Annotated in this window: 25 protein-coding genes; 21 read left to right on the top strand and 4 right to left on the bottom strand. The window is 69.0% G+C overall.

Features of this window, described 5'->3' with window-relative positions:
• Nucleotides 1-34: 34 nt before the first annotated feature.
• Genes NMB40_RS17595 through NMB40_RS17585 form a run of 3 tightly spaced genes read right to left on the bottom strand, consistent with a single transcriptional unit; the run spans nt 35 to nt 3453 of the window.
• Nucleotides 35-643 (bottom strand): tetraspanin family protein, encoded by a 609-nt coding sequence (locus NMB40_RS17595; RefSeq protein WP_282243502.1) that lies wholly within the window; start codon nt 641-643, stop codon nt 35-37.
• A gap of 27 nt (nt 644-670) precedes the next feature.
• A complete protein-coding gene (locus tag NMB40_RS17590; protein WP_494359264.1) occupies nt 671-1090 on the bottom strand; it encodes an NUDIX hydrolase in 420 nt (139 codons plus the stop codon).
• A complete protein-coding gene (locus NMB40_RS17585; protein ID WP_494359263.1) occupies nt 1087-3453 on the bottom strand; it encodes a S9 family peptidase in 2367 nt (788 codons plus the stop codon). Before NMB40_RS17585 ends, NMB40_RS17590 begins: the two co-directional genes overlap by 4 nt.
• A gap of 174 nt (nt 3454-3627) precedes the next feature.
• On the opposite strand from NMB40_RS17585, the gene NMB40_RS17580 reads away from it, so the two are divergent.
• Entirely contained in the window at nt 3628-5025 is a 1398-nt protein-coding gene (locus tag NMB40_RS17580) for a cytochrome ubiquinol oxidase subunit I (protein ID WP_494359262.1), read from the top strand.
• Between the two features lies 1 nt (nt 5026).
• Nucleotides 5027-6040: a cytochrome d ubiquinol oxidase subunit II gene (gene cydB / locus NMB40_RS17575; RefSeq protein ID WP_494359261.1), complete on the top strand. Its 1014-nt coding sequence runs from the start codon at nt 5027-5029 to the stop codon at nt 6038-6040.
• 75 nt (nt 6041-6115) lie between these two features.
• On the opposite strand, the gene NMB40_RS17570 is transcribed toward cydB, so the two are convergent.
• Complete coding sequence (locus tag NMB40_RS17570) at nt 6116-7138, bottom strand: chorismate transformation FkbO/Hyg5 family protein (protein WP_494359260.1); 1023 nt, start codon at nt 7136-7138, stop codon at nt 6116-6118.
• Nucleotides 7139-7317: 179 nt separating this feature from the next.
• Here NMB40_RS17570 and NMB40_RS17565 point away from each other — a divergent pair, with 179 nt between their 5' ends.
• The 19 genes from NMB40_RS17565 to NMB40_RS17475 are packed head-to-tail and all read left to right on the top strand — an operon-like array spanning nt 7318 to nt 24174.
• The gene (locus NMB40_RS17565; RefSeq protein ID WP_494359259.1) at nt 7318-8052 is read left to right on the top strand and encodes a beta-ketoacyl synthase chain length factor; all 735 of its coding nucleotides are present in this window, start codon (nt 7318-7320) and stop codon (nt 8050-8052) included.
• Complete coding sequence (locus NMB40_RS17560) at nt 8045-8848, top strand: lysophospholipid acyltransferase family protein (RefSeq protein WP_494359258.1); 804 nt, start codon at nt 8045-8047, stop codon at nt 8846-8848. The genes NMB40_RS17565 and NMB40_RS17560 overlap by 8 nt, the downstream gene beginning before the upstream one ends.
• Nucleotides 8835-9095, top strand: a complete 261-nt coding sequence (locus tag NMB40_RS17555; RefSeq protein ID WP_068854459.1) for a phosphopantetheine-binding protein — start codon at nt 8835-8837, stop codon at nt 9093-9095. The genes NMB40_RS17560 and NMB40_RS17555 overlap by 14 nt, the downstream gene beginning before the upstream one ends.
• 19 nt (nt 9096-9114) lie before the next feature.
• Nucleotides 9115-9372: an acyl carrier protein gene (locus NMB40_RS17550; protein ID WP_068854458.1), complete on the top strand. Its 258-nt coding sequence runs from the start codon at nt 9115-9117 to the stop codon at nt 9370-9372.
• Between the two features lie 22 nt (nt 9373-9394).
• A complete protein-coding gene (locus tag NMB40_RS17545) occupies nt 9395-9946 on the top strand; it encodes a COG4648 family protein (protein WP_494359257.1) in 552 nt (183 codons plus the stop codon).
• Nucleotides 9939-11627: an ApeI family dehydratase gene (locus NMB40_RS17540; RefSeq protein WP_494359256.1), complete on the top strand. Its 1689-nt coding sequence runs from the start codon at nt 9939-9941 to the stop codon at nt 11625-11627. The genes NMB40_RS17545 and NMB40_RS17540 overlap by 8 nt, the downstream gene beginning before the upstream one ends.
• The gene (locus tag NMB40_RS17535) at nt 11620-12372 is read left to right on the top strand and encodes a glycosyltransferase family 2 protein (protein WP_494359255.1); all 753 of its coding nucleotides are present in this window, start codon (nt 11620-11622) and stop codon (nt 12370-12372) included. The genes NMB40_RS17540 and NMB40_RS17535 overlap by 8 nt, the downstream gene beginning before the upstream one ends.
• Nucleotides 12369-13316, top strand: a complete 948-nt coding sequence (locus NMB40_RS17530) for a lysophospholipid acyltransferase family protein (protein WP_494359254.1) — start codon at nt 12369-12371, stop codon at nt 13314-13316. Before NMB40_RS17535 ends, NMB40_RS17530 begins: the two co-directional genes overlap by 4 nt.
• A complete protein-coding gene (locus tag NMB40_RS17525) occupies nt 13306-14868 on the top strand; it encodes an HAL/PAL/TAL family ammonia-lyase (RefSeq protein ID WP_494359253.1) in 1563 nt (520 codons plus the stop codon). Before NMB40_RS17530 ends, NMB40_RS17525 begins: the two co-directional genes overlap by 11 nt.
• Nucleotides 14855-15277, top strand: a complete 423-nt coding sequence (locus tag NMB40_RS17520; protein WP_494359252.1) for an acyl-CoA thioesterase — start codon at nt 14855-14857, stop codon at nt 15275-15277. Before NMB40_RS17525 ends, NMB40_RS17520 begins: the two co-directional genes overlap by 14 nt.
• Nucleotides 15274-15900 (top strand): LolA family protein, encoded by a 627-nt coding sequence (locus tag NMB40_RS17515; protein ID WP_494359251.1) that lies wholly within the window; start codon nt 15274-15276, stop codon nt 15898-15900. The genes NMB40_RS17520 and NMB40_RS17515 overlap by 4 nt, the downstream gene beginning before the upstream one ends.
• Before the next feature lie 4 nt (nt 15901-15904).
• Nucleotides 15905-18253 (top strand): MMPL family transporter, encoded by a 2349-nt coding sequence (locus NMB40_RS17510; RefSeq protein ID WP_494359250.1) that lies wholly within the window; start codon nt 15905-15907, stop codon nt 18251-18253.
• A gap of 46 nt (nt 18254-18299) precedes the next feature.
• Nucleotides 18300-19541: an NAD(P)/FAD-dependent oxidoreductase gene (locus tag NMB40_RS17505; RefSeq protein WP_282243472.1), complete on the top strand. Its 1242-nt coding sequence runs from the start codon at nt 18300-18302 to the stop codon at nt 19539-19541.
• Entirely contained in the window at nt 19529-20080 is a 552-nt protein-coding gene (locus NMB40_RS17500) for a DUF3261 domain-containing protein (protein WP_494359249.1), read from the top strand. Before NMB40_RS17505 ends, NMB40_RS17500 begins: the two co-directional genes overlap by 13 nt.
• On the top strand, nt 20077-21264 hold the full coding sequence (locus tag NMB40_RS17495) for a beta-ketoacyl-[acyl-carrier-protein] synthase family protein (RefSeq protein WP_494359248.1): 1188 nt from the start codon (nt 20077-20079) through the stop codon (nt 21262-21264). Before NMB40_RS17500 ends, NMB40_RS17495 begins: the two co-directional genes overlap by 4 nt.
• Nucleotides 21261-21722, top strand: a complete 462-nt coding sequence (locus NMB40_RS17490) for a hotdog family protein (protein ID WP_494359247.1) — start codon at nt 21261-21263, stop codon at nt 21720-21722. The genes NMB40_RS17495 and NMB40_RS17490 overlap by 4 nt, the downstream gene beginning before the upstream one ends.
• Nucleotides 21719-22450: a 3-oxoacyl-ACP reductase FabG gene (gene fabG, locus NMB40_RS17485; protein WP_093532654.1), complete on the top strand. Its 732-nt coding sequence runs from the start codon at nt 21719-21721 to the stop codon at nt 22448-22450. The genes NMB40_RS17490 and fabG overlap by 4 nt, the downstream gene beginning before the upstream one ends.
• Nucleotides 22450-23691, top strand: a complete 1242-nt coding sequence (locus NMB40_RS17480; RefSeq protein WP_282243465.1) for a beta-ketoacyl-ACP synthase — start codon at nt 22450-22452, stop codon at nt 23689-23691. The genes fabG and NMB40_RS17480 overlap by 1 nt, the downstream gene beginning before the upstream one ends.
• A 45-nt stretch (nt 23692-23736) precedes the next feature.
• Entirely contained in the window at nt 23737-24174 is a 438-nt protein-coding gene (locus tag NMB40_RS17475; protein ID WP_282243463.1) for an excinuclease ATPase subunit, read from the top strand.
• Nucleotides 24175-24308: the final 134 nt, after the last annotated feature.

Raw genomic sequence — 24308 nt, 5'->3', positions numbered from 1 at the left:
GGGCGGGGCCTGCACAGCGAGGCAGGGCCTCGCTCTACGCGGCCTTTCTGGCGAACAGGGCCCTTACGTCCGGGCGCAGCACGCGCACCACCAGCCAGGCGTGCAGGGCGGCGAACGCCAGCGCGGTGAGCACGGTGAGCCCGGTGTAGATCGCGCGCTGCATCTGCAGGTCGCGGCGCAATTGCCCGGCATCGGCCGCATCCGCGTGCGGCGGAAGGTGCAGGATGAGTTGGCGGAACACCTCGTCGATCACCCACGCCCCGACGAAGTTCAGCAGTGCGGTAACCACCAGCAGCACGATGAAGGTCCACAGTGCCCAGCGGTTGCGCCGCAGGATGCCCCAGCACGCTGCCGCACCGACCACCGAAAGCACCAGCATGCCCACGTTCACCGCCACCGCGTGCCGGCCGAACCAGCGCAGCGACGACGGCATCCAGGACAGGTCGGCGCCGTCCAGCAGGTCCTTCAGCCATGCCGATTGGGTGAGCAGGGCAGCGACGATGGCGCCGCCGGCCCAGCACACGGCCGACACGATGCACACCACCAGCACCGATTTGGCCAGCGGGGCAAGGAAGGTCGGGGTGCCATCGCCCTTCGGGCGCGGGTTGGCAACAGGCAGCAGCGGGGGCGTGGTCGAAGACATCCGGTGTCCTGGCAGTGAGCGGTGGGGTCAGCCCGGCACGATCACGTGCGCGGCCGCCGGCAGGATATGGTCTTCACTCAGCGGTGCCAAGCGGCACCCATGCGGTGGCCGCAACGGCACCCAGGCCAGTTCGGCAATCTCGGCACGCGCCTTCGGCGTGCCGGTCACCTGCACCCACCACGCGTCGGCGTGCACCCGGCAGCCGGTTTCGTGCACCGCCCAGTCGCTATGGGCACCCAGCGGCACCGCCGTGGCGGGGTCCAGCTGCACGCCCAGCTCTTCGTCCAGCTCGCGCGCCAGCGCGGCCAGCGGTGCTTCGCCGGGCTCGGGCTTGCCGCCCGGCTGGATGAATACCGCCGAGCCGTGCTTGCGCACCACCAGCACGCGCTGGGCGGCATCGGTGATGACCGCGGCGACGATCCGTATCGTCGCCGCGTCGTGGCTCACTTCAGGTTCTCTTCGAACAGCTTGAGGATGCGCTTGTACTGGTCCAGCCAGGAATCGGCGCGCACGTAACCGTGGCGTTCCAGCGGGTAGGGCGCAATGCTCCAGTTGTCCTTGTGCAGCTCGATCAGCTTCTGGGTGAGGTTGACCGAGTCCTGGAAGAACACGTTGTCGTCCATCATCCCGTGCGCGATCAGCAGGTGGTCCTGCAGGCCCTCGGCGTATTCGATCGGCGAGGAGACGCGGTACGCCTCCGGGTCGATGTCCGGGGTGTTGAGGATGTTGGCGGTGTAGCCGTGGTTGTACTGGTGCCAATCCACCACCGGGCGCAGCGCGGCGCCGGCCTTGAAGGTGCCCGGCGAACGGAACAGCGCCATGAAGGTCATGAAGCCGCCGTAGGAGCCGCCGTAGATGCCGGCGCGGTCGCGGTCACCCTGCTGGGTGGCCACCAGCCACTCCAGGCCGTCCTTGTAGTCTTCCAGTTCCGGGTGGCCCATGTTGCGGTAGATCGCCGTGCGCCAGTCGCGGCCGTAGCCTTCGCTGCCGCGGTAATCCATGTCCAGCACCACGTAGCCCTGCTGCACCAGCAGGTTGTGGAACATCTGCTCGCGGAAGTAGGCCGGGTAGCGCTGGTGCACGTTCTGCAGGTAACCGGCGCCGTGCACGAACATGGCGATCGGGTACTTCCTGCCCGGCTCGAGGTTTTCCGGGCCGTAGTACTTGGCCCAGACCACGCCCGCGCCATGCTTGGACGGCACCTGCACCAGCTTGGGCTGGATCCACTCGCGGGCCTTGAAGGCGGCGCTGCGGGTGTCGGTCAGCACCTTGGCCTGGCCGCCGGCGGTGGGCACCACCGCCAGCTGCGCCGGCAGGTAGGCGCCGGAGTAGCGCACCAGCAGCTGCTGGCCGTCCGGGGACAGCGAGAAGTCTTCCACGCCGTTGAGCGAGGTCAGCTCACGCACCTGGCGCGAGGCGGTATCCACCGCGCAGACCTCGTAGTCGCCCGGGGCCTGCTGGTTGCACAGCACGTAGAAGCCGCGGCCGTCTGCGCTGGGCACCGGCATCGAGGTTTCCCACTTGCCACCGGTCAGCGCCTGCGGCTTGGCCGTGCCCTGCTGGGTGTACAGGTGCGAATAGCCCGATTCCTCGGACAGCAGCCACAGCGTGCGGTTGTCGTTGGACCAGCCGAAATCGTTGAAGCTCCAGTTGATCCAGGCCGCGTCGGTGAGGCGGTGGCGGGTCTGCAGCTTCGCCTCGGCCGGGCTGACGCTGGCAATCCAGCGGTCCTTGTTGTCGTTGGCGCGCAGCAGGATCGCGGCCTGCTGGCCGTCATTGCTCCAGCGGATGCCCGGCGCGCCGGGGCCGCCCAGCACCTGCACCGGGCGGGTGCCCTTCAGCGCGTCCTTGCCGGCGGCCTTGCGCAGCGCGGCCAGCGGGTCGGTGCCGATGCCCGGCAGGCTGTCCAGCGACAGCGGCTTGACCGTGCCGGTGACGGCGTCGACCAGCCACAGCGCGTTCGGTTCCGGGTCGTTGCGGCCGACGCGGGTACGGGTGTCCTCGAACTCCTCGTAGCCCGATTCGGTCACGTACTTGGGCATCTTGCCGCCGCGGCCTTCATCGAAGCCCTTCGGCTTGGTCACCACGATCAGGCTGCGGGTATCGGGCGACAGCGCGCTGTCGACGATTTCCACATCGGCGCCCAGGTACACCGGGCCCGGCGCGCGGGTGCTGTCGGCGCGGCGCCAGCTGGCTTCCTGTTCCTTCAGCGCGTCGCGCTGGGCGCGGTCGTTGCGCAGCGTGGCCAGGGTGCGCAGCTGCTGGTCGCGCAGCACGTCGGCCTTGGGCGCATCGTCCGGGTTCTTTTCGGCCTTCAGGCTGGCCACCTGCTGCACGCCGCCGGCGGCGGTCCAGTGGAACCAGTTCTGGCCGGTGCGCCAGATCACGCCGCCATCGCGGGCGAAGTTGACCGCGCTGGCCTTCTCGGTGCTGCGGGTGAGCTGGGTCAGCGCGCCGCTGCGCAGGTCGCGCAGGAACACGTCGCCGTTGCGCACGAACACGCTGCGCTGGCGGGCGCTGTCGTACACCGGGGCGTCCACGTCCAGGCTGCCGCGCTGGTCATCGGCGACCTGGCTGGCGGCGCCGCCGGCGACCGGCTGGCGGAAGGTGTCGCGGACCGGGCTGCCGGTGCGCTTGAGCTGGTACTCCACCTGCTGGCTGTTCCACGACCACCAGGCGCTCTCGACCGGCGGACCGATCCAGTCCGGGTCGGCCATGGCCTGTTCGATGGTGATCGGCGTCGGTGCCGCGTGGGCCGTTCCGCCGAGGGCGGCAAGCAGCAGCAGGGACAAGGGCAGCGTGCTGGGCATTGCGGGCAGCACCGTGAAGGAAAACCCGACAAGCGTAGCAGCCGCAAAGGTTCCGGGAGGGGGCCACAGGTCATGGGGTGCGACCGATTGATGCAGCGCGTCACCAAGTCGCATGTGCCTTTCACGGAATCCGGCCCAGACTGGTGCGGATTCCAGAATGTGCGGAGGCGTCGCTTGGACGCGTTGTTGTTGTCGCGGATCCAGTTCGGGTTCGTCATCAGTTTCCATGTGCTGTTTCCCGCCTTCACGATCGGCACCGCCAGCTGGCTGGCGTTCGTGGAAGGCCAGTGGCTGCGCACCCGCAAGCCGATCTGGCGCGAGCTGTACTTCTTCTGGCAGAAGATCTTCGCGGTGTCCTTCGGCATGGGCGTGGTCAGCGGCATCGTCATGGCCTTCCAGTTCGGCACCAACTGGCCGCGCCTGAGCCAGGTGGCCGGCAGCGTGATCGGGCCGCTGCTCACCTATGAAGTGCTCACCGCGTTCTTCCTGGAGGCCAGCTTCCTGGGCGTGATGATGTTCGGCTGGGGCAAGGTCTCGCCGCGCCTGCATTTCTTCTCCACCTGCATGGTGGCGCTGGGCACGCTGGTGTCCACCTTCTGGATCCTGTCGTCCAACAGCTGGCTGCAGACCCCGGCCGGGCACGCCGTCATCGATGGCATCGTGGTGCCGCAGGACTGGTGGCAGGTGGTGTTCAACCCCTCCTTCCCGTACCGGCTGGCGCACATGGCGCTGGGCTCGTTCATCACCACCTGTTTCGTGATCGGCGGGGTCGGGGCGTGGTACCTGCGCAAGGGCACCCACGTGGAGGCCGGGCGCACCATGCTGCTGGCCGCCGTGGCCTTCGCCGCGCTCACCGTGCCGGTGCAGATCTTCGTGGGCGACATGCATGGCCTGAACACGCTCAAGCACCAGCCGATGAAGATCGCCGCGGTGGAAGCCCACTGGCACGCCGAAGGCGAGGGCGAAGGGGTGCCGCTGGTGGTGTTCGCCGTGCCCAATGAAAAGGCCGAGCGCAACGATTTCGAGATCGCCATTCCGCGCCTGGGCAGCCTGATCCTGACCCATTCGCTGGACGGGACCTTCGACCCGCTCACCTCCGTGCCGGCCAGCGAACGGCCGCCGGTGGTGCCGGTTTTCTTCGCCTTCCGCATCATGGTCGGGCTGGGCACGCTGATGCTGCTGCTGGCCTGGGCCTCGGCCTTCCAGTGGTGGCGTGGCCGCCTGCTGGAATCGCGCTGGCTGGTGCGCGGCTGGAACTGGATGCTGCCCAGCGGCTTCATCGCGCTGGTATCGGGCTGGTTCGTCACCGAAATGGGTCGCCAGCCGTGGGTGGTGTACGGCGTGCTGCGCACGGCCGACGCGGTGGGCCCGCAGAGCGCATGGATGACCGCGCTGTCGCTGGGCGTGTACATCGTCGGCTATGCGTTCGTGTTCGGCTGGGGCATCTGGTACCTGGTCAAGATCATCCGTACCGGCCCCAAGCCGCACGACCAGCAGCCGCCGATCGAAGACGGCAGCCACACCCCGGCGCGGCCGCTGTCCGGTGCCGACGAACCGCTGGAGGGGCGCTGACATGGAGATGACGACCTGGCTGCCGGTGGCATGGTTCGCCGTGATCGGCTTCGGCGTGCTGATGTACGTGGTGCTGGATGGTTTCGTGCTGGGCATCGGCATCCTGGCGCCAATGGCCGAGGATGAAGAACAGCTCGACGTGATGATGAATACCGCCGCGCCCATCTGGGACGGCAACGAAACCTGGCTGGTGCTGGGCGGGGCAGGGCTGATGGCGGCCTTCCCCAAGGCCTATGCCGCGCTGCTGTCGTCGCTGTACCTGCCGGTGCTGCTGCTGGTGGTGGCGCTGGTGTTCCGCGGGGTGGCGTTTGAATTCCGCTTCAAGGCGCACCGTTCGCGGCGGCTGTGGAGCGTGGCCTTCGGGCTGGGCTCGCTGCTGGCCGCGTTCGCCCAGGGCGTGATCCTGGGTGCGCTGGTGCAGGGCCTGCAGGTGGTGGACGGGCAATACGTGGGCGGGCCTTTCGGCTGGTTCAGCCCGTTCTCGATGCTGACCGGGGCGGCGGTGGTGTTCGGCTATGCGCTGCTGGGCAGCACCTGGCTGATCCTGAAGACCGAAGGCCGCGAGCAGGCCTTCGCCCGCACCCTGACCCGGCCGCTGGTGGTGGCCGTGATCGTGTTCATGGGGCTGGTCAGCGCGTGGCTGCCGTTCCTGGATTCACGGCTGATGGCGCGCTGGTTCAGCGACGGCAACTTCTGGTGGCTGTCGCCGGTGCCGCTGCTCACCCTGGGCGTGGCGGTGGCGCTGTGGCGCAGTGCCATGCACCCGCGCCGCGACCTGCCGCCGTTCCTGCTCACCCTGGCGCTGTTCGTGCTCGGCTTCATCGGCCTGGTGCTGGGCATGTGGCCCTACCTGCTGCCGCCGAGCATGACCCTGTGGCAGGCGGCGGCGCCGGCCTCGTCGATGGGCTTCAGCCTGGTCGGGCTGGTGGTGCTGCTGCCGGTGATCCTGGGCTATACCGCCTGGTCGTACCGGGTGTTCCGCGGCAAGGTCCGTGCTGACGCTGGATATCATTGACGGATCGGGTGACGACCAACGGTCGTCACCTACCGCCCGGTGCCGGTAGGTACCGACCGTTGGTCGGTACGCCCTTCAACCGTGCAGGCCTTCGATCTCGACCAGCAATTCGGCGCGGCACACCTCGGCATGCAGCACCACGAACGCCGGCGAACCCGGCAGTCCGGCCATCCGCGCGGCAACGGCTGGCATGTCTTCGGCACGGCGCACGTACACCTTCAACAGTGATTCGGCGCCGAGCGTGGCCGGCAATCCCGGCCGCTGCAGGCGCGCGGCATCCACCAGGCTCTGCAGGTTGGTCAGGGTCTCTTCCAGCTGCTCACCCACCGAACCGGTGTGCTGCGAGACATGCCCGACGATGGCCGCCGTGCCCGACTGCAGCAGCGGCAGGCCGGTGGCCAGCGGCGGCAGCAGGGCGCGTGAGAAGCTGGGCGACTGCGGGCCGTACTGGCGCGGGTAGCGGAAGGCGCTGACCTGGCGCGGGTTTTCCAGCGGCAGGCCGGCCTCGCGGGCCGCCAGCCAGTACACCTGCAGCCGGCGCACGCCATCGAACCGGCCAATGCAGGTGGCCGCCGGCAGGGCGGCCTCGTCCAGCTCGCGCAGGCCGCGTACCCGGCCCACGCAGAAACGCCGGTAGCGTTCCTGGTCGCCGTCGCCTTCGGTCACCGCGTCCAGGTAGTTCCAGGTGCGCAGCAGGTGCGGGAAACCGCAGTTGGTCAGAAAATTGCTCATTCGAGCGTAGGCATCTGCCGCGGCCGATTCGATATCGCCGTCGACTTCGTCAATCTCGATCGCACCGAACAGCAAGGCGTCGTTGGCCGACCAGCGCACGCCGTCGCGCACGCCATGCTGGACCGGGGCGGCGCCCTGCCAGATCTCGACCTGCGCCGGGCCCTGTTCGGCCAGTGGTACCTGCAGCCAGCGCGGGTCGTCGCAGGGTGCGGCAGCGGCCGAAAACCCGAACACGGCCAGCGTGCGCGGATCGGCCAGGGCGGCATCGCGTTCAGCAGCGGGGGCATAAAACGCACGGAACAGCGCGGGGTCTGCCGAGGGGGAAAGGACCTGCGCGGCCGCTACGCTGTGGATCGTGCTACTCATTTCAGATTGTGAAAGCTGCCAGTGCCGAGGGTGTCATGATAGCGTGCGCTCCTTTCGCGGCGTGCCCAGACACGCCGGACGATGTCGAAGACAGGCGTGGACCGGCTGGAATGGGGGAGCCGATCCGCGTTGCCGCCGTGGCTCGTGCTGTCCAGGTGCCCATAACCATGTTGGCGTGAATGATCGAGTTCTCTGTTGTTGATTGGTCGGCCTGGGCACCGGGACTGACCACGAAATCGGATTGGCAGGCATGGGCCCAGGCACCGACCCTGCCCGAAGGCGCCGACACGCCCGCGTTGCCGGAAGTGCCGGCCATGCAGCGCCGCCGCATCGAGCGCTTGGGCCGCATGGCCATCCAGGCCGCCTGCTGGTGTGAACAGCCTGACGATGCCGGCCAGGTGCCGCTGGTGTTCGCGTCCCGGCATGGCGACGTGGCCCGTTCGATGGAACTGCTGGACACCCTGCGCCAGGACGCCCCCATGTCGCCCACCGGCTTCGGCCTGTCGGTGCACAACGCGGTGGCCGCGCTGTATTCGATCGCGCGCGGCCAGCGCGGCAACTACCTGGCCCTGGCCGGCGGCCGTGGCACGGTGGAGGCCGCCTGCGTGGAGGCCTTCGGGCTGCTTGCCGATGGCGCCCCGGAAGTGCGCGTGATCGCCTATGAATCGCCGCTGCCGGCGGTCTACGCCGGGTTTGCCGACGAGCCCGACCCGTTCTTCGCCTGGTGCTGGCGGCTGGCCCGCGCCGATGCGCCGGGCACCCGGCTGTCGCTGGGCTGGGGCCGGGGCGGGCAGGACAGCCCGCCCGGCGAGTTGCCGCACAGTCTGGAAGCGCTGCGCTTCCTGCTGTCCGGCGAACCGGCGCTGCAGTTCCAGGCCGATGGCCAGCAGTGGTCCTGGCAGCGCCATGGCTGAGCGCTGGCAGGCCCGCCTCGACCACGCCTGGCGCGTGGTGGGTACCGGCTTCAGCTTCGCCGCCTTCGGGATCGGCGGGCTGCTGCTGGGCGGGCTGCTGTTTCCGCTGCTGTTGCTGGTCCGCCACACCGCCCGGCGGCGCACCCTGGCGCGCCGGCTGGTCCAGTTCAGTTTCGCCAGCCATGTCGCCCTGATGCGCTGGCTGGGGGTGATGACGTACGAGATCCGCGGCGCGGAACGCCTGCAGCGCAACGGTCTGCTGATCCTGGCCAACCACCCCACGCTGATCGACGTGGTGCTGCTGATCGCCCAGCTGCCCAACGCCGACTGCGTCGTGAAGCAGGCTGTCGCCTGCAACCCGTTCATGCGCGGCCCGGTCCGCGCGGCCGGCTATGTGACCAATAGCGACGGCGCGGGCCTGATCGACGACTGCATCGCGGCCGTCCGCGCCGGGGGCAACCTGGTGATCTTCCCCGAGGGCACCCGCACCGTCCCGGGACAGCCGCTGCGTCTGCAGCGCGGGGCCGCCAACATTGCTGTCCGGGGCCGGCTGGACATTACCCCGGTCAGGATCACCTGCACCCCGCCTACCCTGACCAAGGGCCAGAAATGGTATCGTGTGCCATCACGGCGTTTTCACGTTCAGCTGGAAGTCGGGGAAGATCTCCCGATCGCCCCGTTCCTGACCGGGGCCGACGACACGCCCAGGGGGGATGCCTTGGCGGCCCGGCGCGTGACCGATCACCTTGCCCACTACTTTGACTTCGCTGGAGAACCAAGCCGTGCAGGCACTTGAGCACGAGATCAAGGAATTGATCATTTCATCGCTTTCATTGGAAGACATCACTCCGGACGACATCGACGCCGCCGCACCCCTGTTCGTGGAGGGGCTGGGCCTGGATTCGATCGACGCGCTTGAACTTGGTTTGGCCCTGCAGAAAAAGTACGGTGTCAGCCTGTCCGCCGACTCGGAAGAGACCCGTCGCCATTTTTCCAGCGTGCGTGCCCTTGGCGAGTTTGTCGCCGCACGCCAGCAGTCTTAACGGCGTCTCAGGATTTGCCATGACCAAGAACGAACTTTTCGATCGCATCGTCAAGATCCTCAAGGACAGCTTTGAGATCGAACCGGTGCGCATCACGCCCCAGGCCCGCCTGTACGACGACCTGGACATCGACAGCATCGATGCCGTGGACCTGATCGTGCAGCTCAAGCCGCTGCTCGGCCGCAACCTGCAGCCGGAAGCCTTCAAGGCGGTCCGCACCGTGCAGGACATCGTCGATGTGGTGCATGGGCTGCTGCCCGGGCAAGCGGCCGCCTGACGGCAGCTGCTGAAGAACGACCATGGTCCGGGTACGCGTCGCGGCGTTTGCAGTGCTGTCGCTGGCGTACCCGCTGGTGGTGTACCTCTCGCTGGGTCGGTTCGAGCCGCGCTGGATGGCCCTGCTGCTGTTCGCCCTGGCCGCGCTGCGTGCGCTGACCACCCGCCAGCCGGTGTGGTGGGCCGCCGCGATCGGCGCCGGCCTGCTGGCCCTGCTGGCCACCGCGTTCAACCAGGCCCTGCCGCTGAAGCTGTACCCGGCGCTGGTGAATGTGGTGATGCTGGTGATCTTCGCCACCAGCCTGCGTTTCCCGCCCAGCGCGGTGGAGCGGCTGGCGCGCTTGACCGAGCCGGAACTGCCGCCGTTCGCCGTGGTCTATACCCGCCGTGTCACCCAGGTGTGGTGCGGCTTTTTTGTTCTCAACGGGGGCCTGGCCCTGCTCACGGCGTTCTGGGCCTCCAACCAGGTCTGGGCGCTCTACAACGGATTGTTGGCGTACGTGATGATGGGTGTCCTGTTTGGCGGTGAATGGCTGGTGCGGCGGCGGGTGAAGGCGGCACACGCGCATGGCTGAGTGGATCGCGCTGGACCGCTTGGCGCAGCTGCCCCGCGCCGAACGCATCGTCGGCATCAATGCAACGGGCAGCCCCGTGGCGCACCCGCAGTTCCGCACCCGGGTCATCGGCTGGCAGCAGGCGTTCGCCGCCGCGCCCGGCCGCGACTGGGCGCTCTATTTCGACGACACCCTGGACTTCGCCGCCGCGCTGTTCGGCGCCTGGCATGCCGGCAAGCGGGTGTTCCTGGGCGGCGACAACCTGCCGGCCACCCTGGAAGGGCTGGCCCCGCGCGTGGCCGGCTTCGCCGGTGACGTGCCGGCGCATTTCGCGCCGCTGCAGCCGCTCGATCTGGCCGAACCGCAGGGCGAACTGGCCCCGCTGGACGAAGACGCGCTGGAACTGGTGGTGTTCACCTCCGGCAGCACCGGCGCGCCCAGCGCGATCAGCAAGCGCATGCGCCAGCTGACCCGCGAGGTGGATGCGCTGCAGGCTGCCTTCGGTGACCAGCTCGATGGCGCGCAGGTGCACGGCACCGTGTCGCACCAGCACATCTACGGCCTGCTGTTCCGCGTGCTGTGGCCGCTGGCCGCGGGCCGCGCGATCCAGCCGCGCCGCTTCTTCCATGAAGACCTGGTCAGCGCGCTGGCGCTGCAGCCCTCGGTGCTGGTGGCCACCCCGGCCCACCTCAAGCGCCTGCCCGAACAGCTGGACTGGCCGTCGTTGAACGGCCGGCTGCGCGCGGTGTTTTCCTCCGGCGGCCCGCTGCCCAGCGAGGCTGCGCTGCAGGCCCGCGCGCTGCTGGGCGTGGCGCCTACCGAAGTGTTCGGCAGCAGCGAAACCGGCGGTATCGCCTGGCGCCGCTGGAGCGCCGAACAACCGCAGTGGCACCCGCTGCCGGGCGTGTCCTGGCGGATCGAGGACGGCTGCCTGGCGGTGTCCTCGCCGCACCTGGCCGACGACGCCTGGTGGCAGACCCAGGACCGCGTGGAAGCCGATGCGGGGCGCAGCTTCCGCCTGCTCGGGCGCGCCGACCGCATCGTCAAGATCGAAGAGCGCCGGGTCTCGCTCGACGCGCTGGAACAGCAGCTGCGCGCCCACCCGCAGGTGCAGGACGTGCGCGTGCTGGTGCTGCCGGGTGCGCGCGAACAGCTCGCCGCCGTGGTGGTTCCGCACAGTGGCGGCGTGGCGCAGTGGACCGATGCGCAGCGGCGTCAGCTGTCCCAGGCGCTGGGCGCGCACCTGGCCCACAGCCATGATGCGGTGACCCGCCCGCGGCGCTGGCGCTTCATCGATGAGCTGCCGTACAACGCGCAGGGCAAGATCACCGCCGCCGCACTGGGAGCGCTGTTCCGGCCGCTGCTGCCGGCGGCCCAGTGGCAGCAGCGCGACGCGGATGCCGCCGTGCTGGTGCTGCCGTTGGAGCCGGACCTGGTGGCGTTCGACGGCCACTTCCCGCAGGCGAAGATCCTGCCCGGCGTGGTCCAGCTGGACTGGGCGATCCATTACGCGCGCGAAGCCTTCGCCATGCCACCGCGCTTCGAGCGGATGGACGCGCTGAAGTTCCAGCACGTGGCACGGCCGGGCGACCGGCTGCAGCTGACGCTGGGCTGGGATGCGCTCAAATCGGTGCTGAGCTTCCGTTACGTCTCCGACCACGGCGTGCATGCCAGCGGCCGGGTGGTGTTCGGCGATGCGTGAGCCGCTGGTAGTGATTCCGGTCTACGACCACGAACACGCCATCGGCGCGGTGGTGCAGGGGGTGCGCGCCAGTGGGCTGCCGTGCCTGCTGGTGGACGACGGCTCGCACCTGGCCTGCGCGCAGGTGCTGCAGGCGTTGGCGCAGGCCCACCCGGACCAGGTCACGCTGCTGCGCTTTGAGTTGAACCAGGGCAAGGGCGGCGCGATGCTGGCCGGCTTCGCCGAGGCGGCGCGGCGTGGGCACACCCACGTGCTGCAGATCGATGCCGACGGCCAGCATGACCCGGCCGACATTCCGCGCTTCGTGGCCCTGGCCCTGCAGCACCCGCAGGCGGTGATCTGCGGCATTCCGGTCTACGACGACAGCGTGCCCAAGGCCCGCCTGTACGGTCGCTACGCCACCCATATCTGGGTCTGGATCAACACCCTGTCGCTGCAGATCCGCGATTCGATGTGCGGCTTCCGGCTGTATCCGCTGGACACGGTCACCCGCCTGGTGGGCGAGGAAACCATCGGCCGGCGCATGGATTTCGACAGCGAAATCCTGGTGCGGCTGTTCTGGCGTGGTGTGCGGGTGATCAGCCTGCCCACCCGGGTGACCTATCCCAGCGATGGCGTGTCGCACTTCGATGTGTGGCGCGACAACGTGCGCATCAGCCGCATGCATACCCGCCTGTTCTTCGGCATGCTCCGGCGCGCACCGCGCCTGCTGTGGCGCCGTGCCAGCGGAGCGGCGGAGGCATGAACGCACCGGCACCAGCCAACACCCCGCACTGGGCCGACCTGGGCGAAAGCACCTCGGCTGCCGGGGTGCTGTTCCTGTGCTGGGTGCACCGCTGGTTCGGGCGCTGGCCCTTCCGCCTGTGCGTGTACCCGGTGGTGCTGTGCCATTGGCTGGGCAACGGCGTGGCGCGCCGCGCCTCGCTGCAGTACCTGCAGCGCCTGCAGGCGCACACCGGGGTGCTCGGCGGCGCGCCGGGGCGCTGGACCAGCCTGAAACACTTCGCGCTGTTCGCCGACACGCTGCTGGACAAGCTGCTCGGCCTGGGCGGGCGCTACCCGCCCGAGCGCATCCACCTGCAGCGCGACCTGATGCTGGAAAAGATCGCGCGCCGCGAAGGTGGGCTGATCCTCACCGCGCACATCGGCTGCCTGGAACTGTGCCAGGTGCTGGCCGAGCAGGTGCCCGGCTTCCACATCACCGTGCTGGTGCACACCGCGCACGCGCAGCGCTTCAACCGGCTGATGCAGCGGCTGGATCCGCTGGCATCGGTGGAGCTGATGCAGGTCACCGACATGGGCCCGGCCACCGCCGTGGAACTGCAGCGCCGCGTGCAGGCCGGCGGTTTCGTGGCCATCGTCGGCGACCGCGTGCCGCTGCGCGGCGGGCGCACCGTGCCGGCCCCGTTCCTGGGCCACACCGCGCAGTTCCCGATCGGCGCCTATGTCCTCGCGTCGGCGCTGGGCTGCCCGGTGTACACCATGGCCTGCCTGCACGAAGGCAACGGCTACCGCGTGCGCTTCGAGCACTTCAGCGACCGCATCACCCTGCCGCGCGGCTCGCGCGACGCCGCGCTGACCGCGCAGGCCGAACATTTCGCCCGGTGGCTGGAACTCCAGGTCACCGAAGCCCCCTTGGACTGGTTCAACTTCTTCCCCTTCTGGGATCAGGCATCTCATGGCACGTAATGCAGGCTCCACCCCGGCCCGGACCCTCCGCTTCGGCGATGCGCCGCTGACCATCGAAGACGTGGTCGCGCTGTCGCAGCGCCAGGCCGACGCCGTGGTCAGTGACGACCCGGCCTTCACCGCGCGCATCCAGCGCGGCGCCGATTTCCTCGACCGCCTGCTGCGCGAAGACGGGGTGATCTACGGCGTGACCACCGGCTACGGCGATTCGTGCACGGTGAACATTCCGCCGGCGCTGGTGGCCGAACTGCCGCACCACCTGTTCACCTACCACGGCTGTGGCCTGGGCCGCTTCCTGGACGCGCAGGAGACCCGCGCGGTGATCGCCGCGCGGCTGGCCTCGCTGGTGCGTGGCATGTCGGGCGTGAGCCATCCGCTGCTGCAGGGCCTGGCCACGCTGCTGCGCCACGACGTGCTGCCGTTGATTCCGGCCGAAGGTTCGGTCGGCGCCAGTGGCGACCTCACTCCGTTGTCCTACGTGGCCGCCGTGCTGTGTGGCGAACGCGAGGTGATGTACCAGGGCGCACGCCGCCCGGCCGCCGACGTACTGGCCGAGATCGGCATGGTGCCGCTGCGGCTGCGGCCCAAGGAAGGCCTGGCGATCATGAACGGCACCGCGGTGATGACCGCGCTGGCCTGCCTGGCCTACGACCGCGCTGACTATCTCACCAAGCTGGCCACCCGCCTGACCGCCTTCAACGTGCTGGCCAGCGACGGCAACGCGCACCACTTCGATGAAATGCTGTTCGCCGCCAAGCCGCACCCGGGCCAGATGCAGATCGCCGCACGCCTGCGCGAGGACCTGCACAGCGACCGCCCGCCCCGCAACGAACAGCGCCTGCAGGACCGCTACTCGCTGCGCTGCGCCCCGCACGTGATCGGCGTGGTCCAGGACGCGCTGCCGTTCCTGCGCCAGTTCATCGAAACCGAACTCAACAGCGCCAACGACAACCCGCTGATCGACGCCGATGGCGAGCGCATCCTGCACGGCGGCCATTTCTATGGAGGCCACATCGCGTTCGCCATGGATGCGCTGAAGAACACCATCGCCAACCTGGCCGACCTGCTCGACCGCCAGCTGGCGCTGGTGGTGGATGCGCGCTTCAACCACGGCCTGCCGGCCAACCTGTCGGCCTCCACCGGTGAGCGTGCGGCGATCAACCACGGCCTGAAGGCGCTGCAGATCAGCGTGTCGGCGTGGACCGCCGAAGCGCTCAAGCAGACCATGCCGGCCTCGGTGTTCTCGCGTTCCACCGAATGCCACAACCAGGACAAGGTCAGCATGGGCACCATCGCCGCGCGCGACTGCCTGCGCGTGATCGAGCTGACCGAACAGGTGGTCGCCGGCATGCTGATCGCCGCGCGCCAGGGCGTGGCCCTGCGCGAGCGGGTCGGCATGAACGCCACCCTGCACGGCGACCTGGCCGCGATGTACCAGGACCTGTGCGACCGCATCGCGCTGGTGGAAGAAGACCGCGCCCTGGACGGCGAGCTGCGCAGCCTGCTCGACGATATCCGCGGCCAGCGCTGGAGCCTGTATGACCGCCCCTGACCTCAGCTTCGAAGTCGCGCTGTCGCCGACCTTCCACGACTGCGACCCCATGCACGTGGTGTGGCACGGCAACTACTTCAAGTACTTCGAAGTCGCGCGCTGCGCGCTGCTGCAGCGCTACGACTACGACTATCCGCAGATGCGCGATTCCGGCTACATCTGGCCGGTGGTCGACGCGCGGGTGAAGTACATCCGCCCGCTGCTGTACGGCCAGGCGCTGCGCGTGCGCGCCAGCATCACCGAGTGGGAAAACCGCCTGAAGATCGCCTACGAGATCCTCGACGCCGACAGCGGCCAGGTGCTCACCCGCGCCCACACCATCCAGGTCGCGGTCGACGCGGCCACCAACGAAATGCTGTACCTGTGCCCGTCGGTGCTGTGGGAACGGCTGGGAGTACAGGCACCATGACCCGTTTCCTGCGCACGCTGGGCGTGCTGATGCTGCTGGCCGTGGCCAGCCCCGTGCTCGCCGCGCCCGCTGCCGACGTGGACCTGGTCAAGCAGCGCGTGGCCAAGGTCAACGTGCTGCGTGGCGAGTTCAGCCAGGACAAGCAGGTGGCCGGTTTCAAGAACCCGCTGCGCTCGCAGGGCCGCTTCGTGCTGGCCCAGGACCGGGGCGTGATCTGGACCACGCTCAAGCCGTTCCCCTCCGAAGTGGTGGTCACCCGCGACCGCATCCTCAGCCGCCAGCGCGACGGCAGCAGCCGGGTCGAACTGGATGGACGCCAGCAGCCGGCGATGCGCTCGGTCAACGCGATCATGTTCGCGCTGATGAGCGGCGATGCGCAGGCGCTGTCGGCGCAGTTCACGGTGAAGGTCGATGCGCTGCCCGACAACGGCTGGCGCATGCACCTCACCCCGCGCTCGCCGATGCTGGCCAAGGTGTTCAGCGCGCTTGAACTGAGCGGCGACCGTTACGTGCGCGAGGTGCAGATCACCGAGGCGAACCAGGATGTCACCCGCATCCACTTCGCCGCCCTGAGCGAAACCCCGGCGCAGCTGAGCGCCGACGAGGGCCGCCGGTTTGAATGAGTCGTTGAATTCGGCCTGGCGCGAGAACGGCCGGCTGCAGCGCGCATGGCGCTGGCTGGCGGTGGCCTGGCTGCTGGTGCTGGTCGGACTGGGCGTGCAGCAGTGGCAGCTGTGGTCGAAGGAATCGCGGATCGACACCGACATCCTGGCGCTGCTGCCGCAGGATGCGCACGACCGGCTGCTGTCCGATGTGACCCGGCGCATCGCCGATGCCAACGCCCGGCAGATCGTGGTGCTGCTCGGCAGCGCCGACGGCGCGGCCACCAAGGCGGCAGAACAGGCCTTCCGCCAGAGCCTGCGTGACGATGCGCAGGGCAAGGCGCTGTTGCAGGAGAGCGGCTCCATCGAAGGCTGGTTCGACCAGGCACGCGCGTTCTACGCGCCGTACCGCGACCGCCTGCTGACCGACCCGCAGCGCCAGCGCCTGCAGGACGAGTCCGCTGAACGCCTGTCCGAATCCGCGTTGGCCGCGTTGTACGGCCCGATGGGCGCACCGCGCCTGACCGAATGGCGGCAGGACCCGCTGTCGCTGTGGCCGCAGTGGTGGCAGGAGCGGGCAGCCGCTTCCGGCCTGCGCATGGGCGACGATGGCCTGCTGGACGCCGACGGCAAGCACTGGTCGGTCATCCAGTACGAAACCCTGGGGTCGGCCTTCCAGCTCGATGGCGAACGCCATATCGACCTGCTGCTCGACGCTGCCACTGCGGCCGCCGCCAAGCACGCGCCCGGCCTGGAAGTACTGCGCGCCGGCGTGCCGTTGCACGCCGAAGCCGCTGCCGTGCAGGCCAATTGGGAAATCAACACCATCGGATGGGGCTCGCTCGCAGCCGTGCTGCTGCTGGTGTGGCTGGCGTTCCGTTCGCTGCGCCCGATCCTGCTGGTGGCCGCCTCGCTGCTGATCGGCTGCGGCGTGGCGCTGGCGGTGACCGTGCTGGTGTTCGGCAAGGTGCACGTGCTGACCCTGGTGTTCGGCGCCTCGCTGGTCGGCGTGGCCGAGGATTACGGCATCCACTGGTTCGCCTCGCGCCAGGCCGAACCGGCCGACCGCCGCTGGAAACTGCTGCGGCACCTGCTGCCCGGCCTGTGGCTGGCGCTGGTGACCAGCGCGCTGGCCTACCTCGCGCTGGGCCTGGCGCCGTTCCCCGGCCTGCGCCAGATGGCGCTGTTCTCGGTGGTAGGCCTGGCCGGTGCGTTCCTGACCGTGATCTTCTGGTTCCCATGGCTGGATGGCGGCGAAATCCGCAGCACCCGCTTCGCGCGCTGGCTGGGCGCCACCCTGGAGCGCTGGCCGCGCCTGCACGGTCGCCGCCCGGTCGGCCTGTTCCTGGGCGCGGTGGTGGTGCTGTCGGGCCTGGGCATGCTGCGCCTGACCGCCGACGACAACCTGCGCAGCCTGCAGTCCTCGCCGATGTCGCTGATCAACCAGCAGATCCGCATCAGCCAGATGCTGGGCATGCCCAGCCCGGCGCAGTTCTACCTGGTGCAGGGCGACAACGCCGAACAGGTGCTGGAACGCGAGGAAGCGCTGATCGAGCGCCTGCGCGTGCTGTCGGCCAACAAGCAGATCGGTGGTTACCGTGCGATCAGCGAGTGGCTGCCGTCGGTACAGCGCCAGCACGCCGATGCCGCGCTGACCGCGCGGGTCGAACCGCAGGTGCTGGCCGCCGTCGGCGAAACGGTCGGTGAAACCCTGCAGCGCCCGGACTACGCGGCGCAGGACCTGCAGGCCGAGGCGTTCCTGGCGTCGCCCGCCGCCATGCCATTCCGCCACCTGTGGCTGGGCGAAGTGGGCAAGGGCATGGCCTCGGTGGTGATGGTCGATGACCTCTCCCGCGCCGATGCGCTGGCCCTGCTCGAAGCGCAGGCCAAGGGCATCGACGGCGTGCGCTGGGTCGACCGCACCGCCGATTTCTCCGCGCTGCTCAAGCACTACCGCAAGCTCATGAGCGCGCTGTTGCTGGTGGGCATCGTGCTGGTGTTCGCGGTGCTGTACTGGCGCTACCGCGCGCAGGCGTGGCGCGTGTTCGCTCCCACGTTGGCCGCCGGTGCGCTCACCCTGGGCCTGCTCGGCCTGTTAGGGCAGCCGCTGCAGCTGTTCAACGTGCTGGCGCTGATGCTGCTGCTCGGCATGGGCATCGATTACGGCATCTTCCTGATCGAACACCGCGGCGATGCCAGCGCCTGGCTGGCGGTGTGCGTGGGCGCGGCCAGCACCTGGCTGTCGTTCGGCCTGCTGGGCCTGTCGGCCACGCCGGCGCTGCGCGCGTTCGGGCTCACCCTGCTGTTCGGCATCGGCCTGGTGTGGTTGATCTCGCCGCTGTTCCGCCCGCCACCGCACGACGCACCGCACTGAGCGACCGCGCCGGATTCCCCCACACTTCTTGATCAAGGATGCATCGATGACCGCAGCACTGGAAACAACCGAAATCCTGGTGATCGGCGCAGGCCCCGCCGGTTCCGTGGCCGCCGCGATGCTGCGCCAGCAGGGCCGCCAGGTGCTGATGCTGGAGCGCCAGCAGTTCCCGCGCTTCTCCATCGGTGAGAGCCTGCTGCCGCAGAGCATGGAATACATCGAAGCGGCCGGTCTGCTGCAGGACGTGGTGGAGGCCGGTTTCCAGTACAAGAACGGCGCGGCCTTCGTGCGCGGCGAGCGCACCACCGAGTTCGACTTCCGCGACAAGTTCTCGCCGGGCTGGGGCACCACCTACCAGGTGCAGCGCGCCAACTTCGACGACGTGCTGGCGCGTGGCGCCGAGCGCATGGGCACCACCCTGCGCTTCGGCGATGAAGTGCTGTCGGTGGAGCCGGGCAGCCCGGCCCGTGTTCAGGTGCGCCGCCCGGATGGCAGCGAGTACACCATCGAAGCCGGTTTCATCCTCGATGCCAGCGGTTTCGCACGCCTGCTGCCGCGCCTGCTCAACCTGGAATCGCCGTCGAACTTCCCGGTGCGTGGCGCGATCTTCTGCCACGTGCGCGACCACATTCCAGCCGACGCCGGCTTCGACCGCAACAAGATCCTGATCACCACCCATCCCGAACACGTGGACGTGTGGTACTGGACCATCCCGTTCTCCAACGGCTGCTGTTCGCTGGGTGTGGTGGCCGAGCCGAGCTTCTTCGAGAAATACGAAGGCACCGACCTGGAGAAGCTGCAGGCCATCGTCGGCGAAGACCCGAACCTGACCCGCCTGCTGAAGAATGCCGAATGGGCGGTGCTGCCGGTGCGCACCATCACCGGCTATTCGGCCAACGTCAGCTCGCTGTGGGGCGAAGGCTACGCGCTGCTGGGCAATGCCGGCGAGTTCCTGGACCCGGTGTTCTCCTCTGGCGTGACCATCGCCTTCAAGTCCGCGCAGCTGGCCAGCGACTGCCTGGCGCGCCGGCATGCCGGTGAGCAGGTGGACTGGGAGCGCGAGTTCGCCATTCCGCTGCGCGCCGGGGTGAAGACCTTCCGCCGCTTCGTCGAAGCCTGGTACGCCGGTGGCTTCCAGAAGATCATCTACCACCCCGACCCGCAGCCGGACGTGCGCCGCATGATCTCCTCGATCCTGGCCGGCTACGCGTGGGACACCAACAACCCGTACGTGGCCGATGACAGCGGCCGCCGCCTGCGGGTGCTGGAGGAACTGTGCACCGGCTGATCCTGACGTTGTTGTTGAGCGTGCTGCTGGCCGCCTGCGCCAGCACCCGCATGCCCGCTCCCCTGGTGCAGCTGCCGACCCTGCAGCTGGCGCCGTCGGCGCTGGCAGAACCCCTGCAGCTGCAGCAGCGCCTGCAGTTCCGCTTCGGCAGCCACGAGCGCGAGCTGGATGCGCTGCTCGAGGCCGACGGCGAGCAGGTGCGGCTGGCGGTGCAGGCCATGGGCCAGACCGGCGTGCGCATGGTCTGGGACGGGCACACCCTGGAACAGACCCGCGCCCCGTGGCTGCCGCCGCAGGTACGTGGCGAACGCGTGCTGGATGACCTTCAGTTCGCGCTGTGGCCGGCCGATGCCATCCGGGCGAAGCTGCCGGCGGGCTGGACCCTGGTCGAGGCCGACGGTGGCCGCCGGCTGGAGCAGGGCGGGAAGGCGTGGCTGGTACTGGAACCGCTCGACGGCGGCCGCCTGCGCCTGCGCAACCTGGCCGAAGGCTATGAACTGGTGATTGAATCGTTGGACATGGGACAGGCACGACAGTGAGCAGCAGCGCGGTATATCTGAATGAGCTGGGCGTGGTCTGCGCACTGGGCAGCGGGCGCGCGCAGGTGCGCGACGGCCTGTTTGCCGATCAGCCCGGTGGCCTGCGCGACAACGACACCCTGATCGCCGGGCGTACCCTGGCGCTGGGCGAAGTGAGCGGGCCGCTGCCGGACCTCTCGGCGTTGCCGGTGGCGCTGCGCGGGCGCAACAACGCGCTGCTGGAAACCGCACTGCTGCAGATCCGCCCGGCGGTGGAGGCGGCCATCGCGCGCTTCGGCGCCGAACGCGTCGCGGTGATCATCGGCACCAGCACCTCGGGCATCGGCGAATCGGAAGGCGCACTGCGCCTGCAGGCCGACGAAGGCCGCTGGCCGGACGACTTCCACTATGCACAGCAGGAAATGGGCACCTCGGCGCGTTTCGTGCGCGAGCGGATCGGCAGCGAAGGCCCGGCCTGGACCATTTCCACCGCCTGTTCGTCCAGCGCCAAGGCGCTGATGTCCGCCGCGCGCCTGTTGCGCGCCGGCGTGGTGGACGCGGTGGTGGCCGGCGGCGCCGATTCGCTGTGCCGCTTCACCGTGGCCGGCTTCAGCGCGCTCGAATCGGTGTCTGCCGCGCGCTGCAACCCGTTCTCGCGCCACCGCAACGGCATCAACATCGGCGAAGGCGCCGCGCTGTTCCTGATGACCCGCGAGCCGGGCCCGGTGCGCCTGTCCGGCTGGGGTGAATCCTCCGACGCGCACCACATGTCCGCGCCGGACCCGCAGGCGCGCGGCGCCATCGAGGCCATGCAGCAGGCGCTGGACCGCGCCGGGCTGGCCCCCGACCAGATTGATTACGTGAACCTGCACGGCACCGCCACCGGCCACAACGACGCCATGGAAAGCGTGGCCGTGGCCAGCGTGCTGGGCACGCAGGTGCCGGCCAGTTCGACCAAGCCGCTGACCGGCCACACCCTGGGGGCCTCGGGCGCGATCGAAGCGGCGCTGTGCTGGATGACCCTGGCCGACAACCCGGACCAGCGCCTGCCCACCCACTGGTGGGACGGGCAGGCCGACGACGCGCTGCCGGCGCTGGCCCTGGTGGCGCCCGGCACGCGCGCGGCGCAGCCGCTGCAGCACGTGCTCAGCCATTCGTTCGCCTTCGGCGGCAGCAATGCCGTGCTGGCGCTGGCGCGGGGATGAGCATGCAGCTGCCGAGCGATATTGAAAGCGTGCTGCCGCATCGCGACAGCCTGCGCCTGATCGACCGGGTGGTCGACTGGCAGCCCGAGTCCATCGTGGTCGAAGTGGATGTCCCCGGCCACGGCCTGTTCACCGGCCCCGACGGCGTGCCTGCCTGGGTCGGCGTGGAGTACATGGCACAGGCGATTGCGGCCTGGGCCGGCTGCCGCGCACGTGCCGAAGGGCGCGAGCCGTCGATCGGGTTCCTGCTCGGCACCCGCCGCTATACCGCCCACCAGCCGGCCTTCACGCCGGGCAGCTGCCTGCGGGTGGAGGCACAGTGCGAGCTGATGGGCGAAAATGGGCTGGGCATGTTTGCCTGCCGGATCCTGGCAGGCGATGTGGAATTGGCGGTCGCCAACGTATCGGTGTTCGAACCACGCGATGCGATGGCTTATCTGGAGAGTGGAGAGGCATGACAGGGAATCTGACCGTGCTGGTGACCGGCGCCAGCCGGGGCATCGGCCGCGCCGTGGCGCTGCGGATCGCGCGCGATGGCTTCGACGTGGTGGTGCATTGCCGCAGCCGGATCGAGGAAGCGCAGGCAGTGGTCGCCGACATCCAGGCACTGGGGCGCCAGGCCCGGGTGCTGATGTTCGATGTGTCCGACCGCGAGGCCGCGCGCACCGCGCTGGAAGCGGATGTCGAGGCGCATGGCGCCTATTACGGCGTCGTCTGCAACGCCGGCATCGCCCGTGATGGCGCCTTCCCGGCCATGCCGGCCGAGGATTGGGACGCGGTGGTGCACACCAACCTGGACAGCTTCTACAACGTGCTGCACCCGCTGGTGATGCCGATGGTGCGGCGGCGCAAGCCGGGCCGCATCGTCACCCTGTCCTCGGTGTCGGGGCTGGTCGGCAACCGCGGCCAGACCAACTACAGCGCGGCCAAGGCCGGCATCATCGGCGCCACCAAGGCGCTGGCGCTGGAACTGGCCAGCCGTGCGATCACCGTCAACTGCGTGGCTCCGGGCCTGATCGAGACCGAGATGGTCAACGAAGAAGTGCTCGAGCACGCCCTGAAACTCATTCCCGCCGGGCGCATGGGCCAGCCGGACGAAGTCGCGCACGCGGTCTCGTTCCTGCTGTCCGAATCGGCCGGCTACATCACCCGCCAGGTGATCTCGGTCAACGGAGGAATGGTCTGATGAGCCGACCCGATCGTCGCGTGGTGGTGACCGGTGCCGCCGCCATCAGCCCGCTGGGGCATGACTGGCCGAGCATCCGCGCGCGCCTGCACGCGCAGGAAAACGCGGTGCGCTACATCCCCGGCTGGGAGGTCTTCGACGGCCTCAACACGCGCCTGGCCGCACCGGCCGAAGACTACGAGCTGCCCTCGAACTACAACCGCAAGACCACCCGCAGCATGGGCAAGGTGGCGGTGATGTCGGTGCGCGCCACCGAACTGGCGCTGGAAGCGGCCGGCCTGCTCGGCCACCCGGTGCTGCGCAGCGGCCTGGCCGGCGTGGCCTACGGCTCGTCGTCGGGCAGCCACGAAGCCACCGCCGAATTCGGCCGCATGCTCCACGAGCACACCACCGAAGGCATCAGCGCCACCACCTACCTGAAGATGATGAGCCACACCTCGCCGGTGAACATCGGCGTGTTCTTCGGCTTGTCCGGCCGGGTCTACACCACCTCCAGCGCCTGCACCTCGGGCAGCCAGGGCGTGGGGTCGGGCTACGAAGCCATCCGCAGCGGCAAGCAGACGGTGATGGTCACCGGCGGCGCCGAACAGCTCGACGCCACCGCCGCGGCGGTGTTCGACACCCTGTTCGCCACCAGCGTGCGCAACGACGCACCCAAGACCACGCCCAGCCCGTTCGACGCCCACCGCGACGGCCTGGTGCTGGGCGAGGGCGCCGGCACCCTGATCCTGGAAGAGCTCGAACACGCGCAGGCGCGCGGCGCCACCATCCTGGCCGAAGTGGTCGGCTACGGCACCAACAGCGACGGCCAGCACGTCACCCAGCCCACCGCCGACACCATGGCCCAGGCCATGCGCCTGGCGCTGGAAGACGCCGGGCTGGAACCGCAGCAGATCGGCTACGTCAACGCGCACGGCACCGCCACCGAACACGGCGACATCGCCGAAACCCAGGCCACCGCCCAGGTGTTCGGCCCGGGCATGCCGATCAGCTCGCTGAAAAGCTACGTCGGCCACATGCTCGGCGCCTGTGGCGCGTTCGAAGCGTGGGTGACCATCGAAATGATGCGCGAAGGCTGGTTCGCCCCGACCCTGAACCTGCACGAGGTCGACCCGCGCTGCGGCGCGCTCGACTTCATCCGCGGCGAAGGCCGGCAGATGCAGCCCGAGTACGTGATGAGCAACAACTTCGCCTTCGGCGGCATCAACACCTCGTTGATCTTCCGCCGCTGGCAGGACTGACTTTCCCCCGAGCAACACCCGCCTTACCAACAAGGAGATGTTTGAATGCGTCGTTTTGCCCTGATTGCCGCCACCGCCCTGCTCGCCGTTGCCAGCACCGCCAATGCCCGTGAAACCCGGGTCGAGCTGCCGCTGCATGAGCTGATCAATTCCCCGGAAGCCAAGGCCGCCGGTATCGACGGCAGCGTCCGCTTCTTCCTCGCCGGCGAAAAGGTCAACGTCCAGCAGCGCCTTGGCGAAGACGTGACCAACAAGAAGACCAACGCCGCCAACAAGAGCGATGCCGTGGCCTGCAACTGGGTCGCCCTGTCGGCGCTGAAGGCGCTGCAGGACGGTGCCAAGTCGCGCGGCGCCAACGCCGTGGTCGACGTGGTCAGCTACTACAAGAAGAACGAATTCAAGAGCACCACCAACTTCGAATGCTACGCAGGCGCCATCCTGGCCGGCGTCGCCCTGAAGGGCACCTACGCCAAGGTGAAATAACGCTGCGCGTTATTTCACCCGGGGGCGGTCGCCGTGCACTCCACGGTGGCCGCTCTACCTGAACACCGCCGCGACATTGATGAACCTGAATCTGCCGCGCGCCAGCAAACCGACACCTTGGCACCTGCCCGGCT

The organism is Stenotrophomonas sp. FBCC-B152 (genome assembly GCF_059134105.1).
The sequence above is the reverse complement of the archived record's forward strand: the minus strand, read 5'-3'. Positions and strand labels throughout refer to the sequence as shown.

Bases quoted from the DNA above. Each gene is read 5' to 3' on its own strand.
- NMB40_RS17595 (WP_282243502.1), bottom strand. From the start codon at position 643: ATGTCTTCGACCACGCCCCCGCTGCTGCCTGTTGCCAACCCGCGCCCG.
- NMB40_RS17585 (WP_494359263.1), bottom strand. From the start codon at position 3,453: ATGCCCAGCACGCTGCCCTTGTCCCTGCTGCTGCTTGCCGCCCTCGGC.
- cydB (WP_494359261.1), top strand. From the start codon at position 5,027: ATGGAGATGACGACCTGGCTGCCGGTGGCATGGTTCGCCGTGATCGGC.
- NMB40_RS17570 (WP_494359260.1), bottom strand. From the start codon at position 7,138: ATGAGTAGCACGATCCACAGCGTAGCGGCCGCGCAGGTCCTTTCCCCC.
- NMB40_RS17565 (WP_494359259.1), top strand. From the start codon at position 7,318: ATGATCGAGTTCTCTGTTGTTGATTGGTCGGCCTGGGCACCGGGACTG.
- NMB40_RS17560 (WP_494359258.1), top strand. From the start codon at position 8,045: ATGGCTGAGCGCTGGCAGGCCCGCCTCGACCACGCCTGGCGCGTGGTG.
- NMB40_RS17550 (WP_068854458.1), top strand. From the start codon at position 9,115: ATGACCAAGAACGAACTTTTCGATCGCATCGTCAAGATCCTCAAGGAC.
- NMB40_RS17545 (WP_494359257.1), top strand. From the start codon at position 9,395: ATGGTCCGGGTACGCGTCGCGGCGTTTGCAGTGCTGTCGCTGGCGTAC.
- NMB40_RS17540 (WP_494359256.1), top strand. From the start codon at position 9,939: ATGGCTGAGTGGATCGCGCTGGACCGCTTGGCGCAGCTGCCCCGCGCC.
- NMB40_RS17535 (WP_494359255.1), top strand. From the start codon at position 11,620: ATGCGTGAGCCGCTGGTAGTGATTCCGGTCTACGACCACGAACACGCC.
- NMB40_RS17530 (WP_494359254.1), top strand. From the start codon at position 12,369: ATGAACGCACCGGCACCAGCCAACACCCCGCACTGGGCCGACCTGGGC.
- NMB40_RS17525 (WP_494359253.1), top strand. From the start codon at position 13,306: ATGGCACGTAATGCAGGCTCCACCCCGGCCCGGACCCTCCGCTTCGGC.
- NMB40_RS17520 (WP_494359252.1), top strand. From the start codon at position 14,855: ATGACCGCCCCTGACCTCAGCTTCGAAGTCGCGCTGTCGCCGACCTTC.
- NMB40_RS17515 (WP_494359251.1), top strand. From the start codon at position 15,274: ATGACCCGTTTCCTGCGCACGCTGGGCGTGCTGATGCTGCTGGCCGTG.
- NMB40_RS17505 (WP_282243472.1), top strand. From the start codon at position 18,300: ATGACCGCAGCACTGGAAACAACCGAAATCCTGGTGATCGGCGCAGGC.
- NMB40_RS17490 (WP_494359247.1), top strand. From the start codon at position 21,261: ATGAGCATGCAGCTGCCGAGCGATATTGAAAGCGTGCTGCCGCATCGC.
- fabG (WP_093532654.1), top strand. From the start codon at position 21,719: ATGACAGGGAATCTGACCGTGCTGGTGACCGGCGCCAGCCGGGGCATC.
- NMB40_RS17480 (WP_282243465.1), top strand. From the start codon at position 22,450: ATGAGCCGACCCGATCGTCGCGTGGTGGTGACCGGTGCCGCCGCCATC.
- NMB40_RS17475 (WP_282243463.1), top strand. From the start codon at position 23,737: ATGCGTCGTTTTGCCCTGATTGCCGCCACCGCCCTGCTCGCCGTTGCC.